Annotated in this window: 4 protein-coding genes; 2 read left to right on the forward strand and 2 right to left on the reverse strand. The window is 76.8% G+C overall.

From position 1 onward, the window contains the following. Positions 1-75: 75 nt before the first annotated feature. Positions 76-705 (reverse strand): TetR/AcrR family transcriptional regulator, encoded by a 630-nt coding sequence (locus ACZ3J7_RS37235; protein ID WP_465627699.1) that lies wholly within the window; start codon positions 703-705, stop codon positions 76-78. Between the two features lie 113 nt (positions 706-818). Further along, positions 819-1,748 (reverse strand): acyl-CoA thioesterase, encoded by a 930-nt coding sequence (locus ACZ3J7_RS37240; RefSeq protein WP_465627700.1) that lies wholly within the window; start codon positions 1,746-1,748, stop codon positions 819-821. Between the two features lie 99 nt (positions 1,749-1,847). On the opposite strand from ACZ3J7_RS37240, the gene ACZ3J7_RS37245 reads away from it, so the two are divergent. Further along, positions 1,848-3,269 carry an SWIM zinc finger family protein gene (locus ACZ3J7_RS37245; RefSeq protein WP_465627701.1) on the forward strand — a complete coding sequence of 474 codons (1,422 nt, stop codon included), beginning with the start codon at positions 1,848-1,850 and terminating at the stop codon, positions 3,267-3,269. Next, on the forward strand, positions 3,266-5,935 hold the full coding sequence (locus ACZ3J7_RS37250; protein WP_465627702.1) for a DUF7824 domain-containing protein: 2,670 nt from the start codon (positions 3,266-3,268) through the stop codon (positions 5,933-5,935). Before ACZ3J7_RS37245 ends, ACZ3J7_RS37250 begins: the two co-directional genes overlap by 4 nt. Positions 5,936-6,152: the final 217 nt, after the last annotated feature.

Below are 6,152 nucleotides of genomic sequence, written 5' to 3' on the forward strand. Positions count from 1 at the left end.
ACCGGCCGGGCGGTCGGCCCGGGCGGCGCGGGGCCGGGCCGGCGGACCGCCCGCCGGACGGCGCGCCGGCCCGGCTCAGGTCGACAGCGGGGGCGGCGGCTCGTACGGCGTCAGCACCAGCCGGACCATCTCCTCCAGCCGGGTGCGGGCGTCGTCCAGCGTCGTCCGGCCGGTCACCCAGGCCGTCAACTCGCCCTGCCAGGCGTGCCCCACCATGTGCCGCACCAGCTCCCCGGGGGCCGGCGGGACCTCCGGCAGCACCGTCCCCAGCGCCGCCCGGTCCGCCCGGGCCAGGCCCTGCAGCGCCTCGCTGGCGAACGGGTCCGTGGACGTCGCCACCGCCACCCGCAGCCGGGCCAGCTCCGGCTGCCGCTGGTACGCCCGCATCCCCCGCCGCACGAACCGCACCGCCCGCTCGGTCGGCGAGGCGCTGCGCCCCGCCCCCACCTCGCCGACCAGGTCGGCGAGCAGCAGCCGGTGCCAGTCCGCTATCGCGGCGGCGAGCAGGTGGTCCTTCGAGGAGAAGTACCGGTAGGCGGTGCCGAGGGCCACGCCAGAACGCTCCGACACCTGTTTCATCTGGAGCCGCTCCACGCCGATCTCGGTCACCAGGGCCAGGGCGGCGGACAGGAGGGAGCCGCGGCGTTCGAGCTGACGGGGGGACATCGCCTCCACCGGACGAGGTGACAGGTCAACCTTGGTCACCCGGACCATGATACGGGGCGGCCCCTCGCCGCGGTATGACACGACAGGTCACCGGTGGGTGACGGACCCGCCACCCACCGGGAGCGGCCGGGAGCGACCGGGAGCGGCCCAGGTCAGCGGGCCGACGGCTCCGCCGGGCGCAGCTCGCGCAGCAGGGTCTCCTGGACCGCGGAGGCCACCAGCACCCCGTCCCGGTCGTAGAACTCGCCCATCGCCAGCCCCCGCCCGTCCGACGCCGACGGGCTGCGCTGCGCGAACAGCAGCCACTCGTCGGCCCGGAACGGCCGGTGGAACCACATCGCGTGGTCCAGCGAGGCCAGCGCCACCCGGGGCTCCGCCACCCGGTGCACCCGGTGCGGCTGCAGGTGCAGCGCCGTGGTCGAGGCCAGCGTCAGGTCGGACAGGTACGTCAACGCGCAGACCTGCAGCAGCGGATCGTCCCCCGGCAGCGCGCCGCCCGTCCGCAGCCAGACGAACTGCTGCGGGACGCCCGGCAGTTCCGGCGGCAGACCGGGCGCGTCGGCCGGGACGAAGCGCATCTCCAGGGACCGGAAGGCCGCCGCGCCCGCGAACTCCTCCGGCGCGTCCCGCTGCCAGGCCAGGTACGGGTCCGGCAGCTCCTCCGGGCCCGGCACCGGCGGCATGGTGCGCTGCCGGTCGCCCGCCCGCTCCGGGAGCTTGAACGACGCCGACATGGTGAAGATCACCTCGCCGCGCTGCACCGCCGACACCCGCCGGGTCGCGTACGAGCGCCCGTCCCGGGCCCGGTCCACCTGGTAGACGATCGGACGGCGCGGGTCGCCCGGCCGCAGGAAGTACCCGTGCAGGCTGTGCACCCGGCGCTCCGGATCCACCGTCCGCCCCGCCGAGGTCAGCGCCTGCGCCGCGACCTGCCCGCCGAACGCGCGCAGCGGCGCGCCCGCGTGGCAGTGGCCCCGGAACAGGTTCCGCTCCAACTCCTCGATGCCGAGCAGCTCGGCGAAGGAGCGCAGCCCGGCGCGGGAATCGGGGGTCGGAGCGGCGGGGACGGTCACCCGGCTCATGCTAGAACACGTTGCAGCGGCGGGGACCGTGGGGCGCGTCACGTGCCGGACCACGGGCGCCCGCCGGGCCTGTCGGGGGCGGAGGTTAGCGTTCCGTCCATGACCGCGACCGTCCACACCCTGCGCTACCTGCGCTCCTCCGCGCTCCGACCGAGTCGGCTGGAGCTCGCCACCAGCGGCGGCGCCACCCCGCGCGGCGCGGTCCAGCACCCCCGGTTCTTCGACGGCGCGCTGCGCCACCCCGACGCCGCGGCCGCCGCCCTGCTCGCCGTCGCCGACGTCGCCGCCACCCGCTACCACCGCTCCGGCGGCGGCCCCTCGCTCGACCCCGTGGTCACCGCCGACGGCGACCGGCTGCGCTTCGAGTCCTTCTCCGGCTGCGGCGGCGTGCACGCCCGGCTCGACGTCCTGCCCGAAGGGCTCGACGGCGCCGCCACCGGCCACGGCACCACCAACGTCGACGTCAACCCCCCGCTGCGCGAGGCCCTGCGCCTGCGCGCCCCCGGCGAACGGCTGACACTCGCCGTCGGCGCCGAGGAGATGGTCGTCGGCACCGACGGCGGCACGATCGTCGAACGGAAGGTCCCGCTGCCGCCGCGCTGGCTCAAGGGCTTCGCCGAGACCCAGCTGCTCACCGCCCGCTTCGACCCGCGCGCCGGGCTCCCCGCCGCCGAAGCCGTCCGCTTCCTGCGCACCCTGCCCGCCGCCGGACGCGGCACCGTCCGCTGGGTCGTCCCGGCCGGGCCCGGCCTGCGCGCCACCTCCCGCCCCGGCCCCGGCGCGATCTGCCTGCCCGGCCCCGAACGCCTCGCCGCGCTCCGCCCGCTGCTGCGCCACACCACCGCGCTGCGCGTCTACGCCCCGCCCGGCACCCCCACCGAACCCACCGCCTCCGCCTGGGAACTCGCCTTCCCCGGCGGCCGGTTGACCCTCACCCTGTCGCCCGACAGCTCCCGCGGCTTCTCCGGCGAGGGCGGCCTGCTCGACCTGCTCGCCCAGGACGTGCCCGCCGCGGACGTCGACGCGCTCGCCGCCCTGCTCGCCTGGGAACCCCGGATCGACCCCGCCGACCTCGCCGCGGACACCGGCCTCACCGCCGAACGGGTCCGGGCCGCCCTCGCCCACCTCGCCACCGCGGGCCGGCTCGGCTACGACCTCGCCGAGGCCGCCCACTTCCACCGCCGCCTCCCGTACGACGCCGGACGGATCGAGGACCGCAACCCGCGCCTGCGCACCGCCCGCGCCCTGCTCGCCGCCGACGCCGTCGGCCCGGTGGCCGGCGACGTCCGGGTCGTCACGGTCGGCGACCACGCCCACCACGTCCGGGTCGGCGCCGACGGGACGGCCCTCGGCTGCACCTGCCGCTGGTGGGCCCGGCACCGGGGCGGCCGCGGGCCGTGCAGCCACGTGCTCGCGGTGCGGATGCTCGGCGGGGCCGAAGGCCTCGGAGGTCCGGAGGGGCCGGAAGGTTCGCAGGGGCCGCAGGGGCCGCAGGGTTCGGAAGGGGAGGAGTCGAAGTGAGCGTCGAGAACCTGCTGGTGGCGATCCGGGAGGGCAGGTTCCCGGTGGTGGCCGACCTGGTCGAGCCGATGACGGACGCCGAGCGCCGGGCCGCACTGCCCCGGCTCAAGCAGCTCCGCCGCGAACTGCGCACCGCCGAGCACGCGCGGCCCGGCGCCGTCACCGCCCTGCTGGTCGCCGGCGCCGTCTGCCACACCGCCCCCTCCGGCGCCGCCGACTGGATCGCCGGTCGCGACTTCGACGTCCCGCACTGGGCCCAGCGCCCGCTGCTCGCCCTGCTCGCCGCCCGCCCCGCCCACTGGCAGCGGGACGTCGCCCTCCGGCTCGCCCACGGCCTCTCCGCCCGCCCCGCCGACCCGATCGGCTGGGGCACCTCCGTCCCCTACGAGGTCGCCGAGTACCTGCTGCGCCGCAGCGACACCCCGCCGCCCGCCGAATCCGGCCTGGTCCAGGAGTGGATGCGCGACCGCGGCAACCCCGAACCCCGCCGCTGGCGCAACCCGCTGCCGCCCGGCCCCGACCTGTACGCCCGGCTGCGCGCCGACAGCTTCGCCCCCGTCCTCGCCCCGCTGGTCTTCGACGCCGACACCGTCCAGCAGCTCTCCGGCCCCTGGGCCGCCAAGGACCCCGAACAGCGCTGGCCCGCCGTCCTGGCCCGGCTCGTCGCCGAGGGCGTCATCGAGCGGGGGCCGTTCCTGGCACGGGGTTTCGCCAGGTTGGTGCGGGGTGGTGGCCGGGGCGAGGTGCGGACGTACCTGGAGCTGGTGCGTGGGTTGACGCCCGAGGTGGGTGAACTGTCGGACAACCGGCGGGCGTTGTTGGCGTTGCTGGACGGGGATTCGGTGGTCGCGGGGTGTGCGGTGGAGTGGTTGGTGGCGTTGGACGGTGCGGGGTTGTTGGGGGAGGGGGAGGTCGCGGAGGCGGCGGGGGTGGTGGCGGTGCGTCCGGAGAAGAAGCTGGTGCGGGCGTTGTTGGGGTGGTTGGACGGGGTGGCCGGTAGTGGCCGGGTGGGGGTGGCGTTGCGCGGGGTGGCGGGGTGCTTCGGGCATCCGGACCGGCAGGTGCAGGAGCGGGCGCTGAAGGTGCTCAAGCGTCATGTAGGGCGTGCGGAGGGGGAGTTGTTGGTGGAGTTGCGGGCGGCGGCGTTGCTGTTGGACCCGGCGAACGCGCCGGTGGCGGCCGAACTGCTGGGTGTGGTGGTCGAGTCGGCGGGGGCGGTGGAGGCGGGGGAGGACCGGCTGCCGGAGCTGCCCGGTCCGGTGGCGGTGCCCGCGCCGCCCCAGACTCCGGCGGAGGTCGCCGAGGAACTCGCCGCCGCCCTGGCCGCCGAGGACGAGAGCGTGCGCTTCGAACGCGTCCTGGACGGCCTGGTCCGGCAGGTCTGGGCGGATCGGTCCGCCCTCACCGCCGCCCTCGCCCCCGTCCTGCGCCCCGACAACGACTGGCAGGTGCTCGGCCGTCTCGCCGCCGTCGCCACCGGCGCCATCCCCGCGCCGCGCGTCCTGAACGCCCTCCGGTCCCGCCGGGGCCGGATCTTCAGCCACTGGGAATTCCGCGGCCCCCTCGGCGAGTTCCTCGCCGCCCGCCTGCACGAGACCGCCTGGCGCCTCGCCGCCGACCCCGTCCCGTTCCTGCTCGCCACCCCCACCCACGTCAACGGGGCTTTGGACGCCGGGGAGTTGGTGGCGCGGCTGGAGCGCTACGAGCAGCTGGGCGTCCGGCCGGGGCCGGTGGACTTCGCGCAGGCGCTGCTGCGGACGGCGGCGGACGGAGGCCGCGACGAGCGGGCGGAGCGGCTGACCTCGGACGCCGGCCGGCAGCTGGCGGCCTGGCTGCGCGAGGGCGGACTGCCCCGGCGGACCTCCGTCCCCGTGCCGGCCGGCACCCGGCGGCCGGGCGTCCAGGACTGGGAGCACCGCCGCTACCCCGAACAGCCCGACCTGGACGCACCGCAGCTGGCCCGGCTCGCGATCCCCGCCCTCGACGTGCCCGGCGTCGACCCCGACGCCGGGCCGCCCGAGGCCGTCCGGTTCCTGCTCGGCCCGACCGCCCCCTTCCACCGCCGCTCGGCCGTCGACGACAGCACGGCCAGCGCCCGCTGGACCGCACTGCTCCCGCACCACCGCGAGGAACTGGCCCTCCGGATCACCGGCCAACTCGCCGACTCCGCCCGGGACGCCCCCGTCCGCGGCAACGCCCGCCTGCTGCCGCTGCTCGCCGAAGCCGATGGCCCCTGCGGCTTCGCCGTCCACCAGGCGCTCGCCTACGGCCTCGGCGCCGGCCACGCCGAGGACCGCGCCGCCACCGTCGACGCCCTGCTCTCGCTCGCCGCCCAACAGCAGCTCGACCCCGGCGAGTTGGCCCGCGAAACGCTCGAACTGCTCGCCATCGGCGCCGTCAAGCCCAACCGCCTCGCCGCAACCCTCGGCGAACTCGCCGACCCCGCACCACGGTTGACCTGGCGGGTGCTGGCCGTCCTGCTCCCCGGCCTGCTCGACGGCCCACCGCCGCGCGGAGCCGCCGACCTGGTCGCCGTCGCCGTCGACACCGCCCGCCGCAGCGGCGCCCGCGGTCCGATCGACGCGGTCACCCGCACCGCCGCGCGCAAGGGCGGCACCAAACTGCTCGCGGAGACCCGCAACCTGGCGGCGCTGCTCGACGGTTGACGACCTGCCGGTTCGACGGGACCCGACCGGAAGAGAGGAACGCAGCGCAACACGGGCGACCTGGTCGTGGCGGCGGGCGGCCGCGGAGGCCGGCGGGGCTGCTGGGCTGACTCCCGGGCCCCCTAGTAGTGCTTTGTTAGGTGGTGCGTGGGCTCTGGTCCCGGGTGGGTTTCGGCTGTTCTCTGGAGGTATGACTCCGGATGAACTGGGCTCGTTA

This window comes from Kitasatospora sp. NPDC015121, from assembly GCF_055562955.1.

Excerpts from the sequence above, each read along its gene's own strand:
- ACZ3J7_RS37245 (WP_465627701.1), top strand. The coding sequence starts at position 1,848 with ATGACCGCGACCGTCCACACCCTGCGCTACCTGCGCTCCTCCGCGCTC.
- ACZ3J7_RS37240 (WP_465627700.1), bottom strand. The coding sequence starts at position 1,748 with ATGAGCCGGGTGACCGTCCCCGCCGCTCCGACCCCCGATTCCCGCGCC.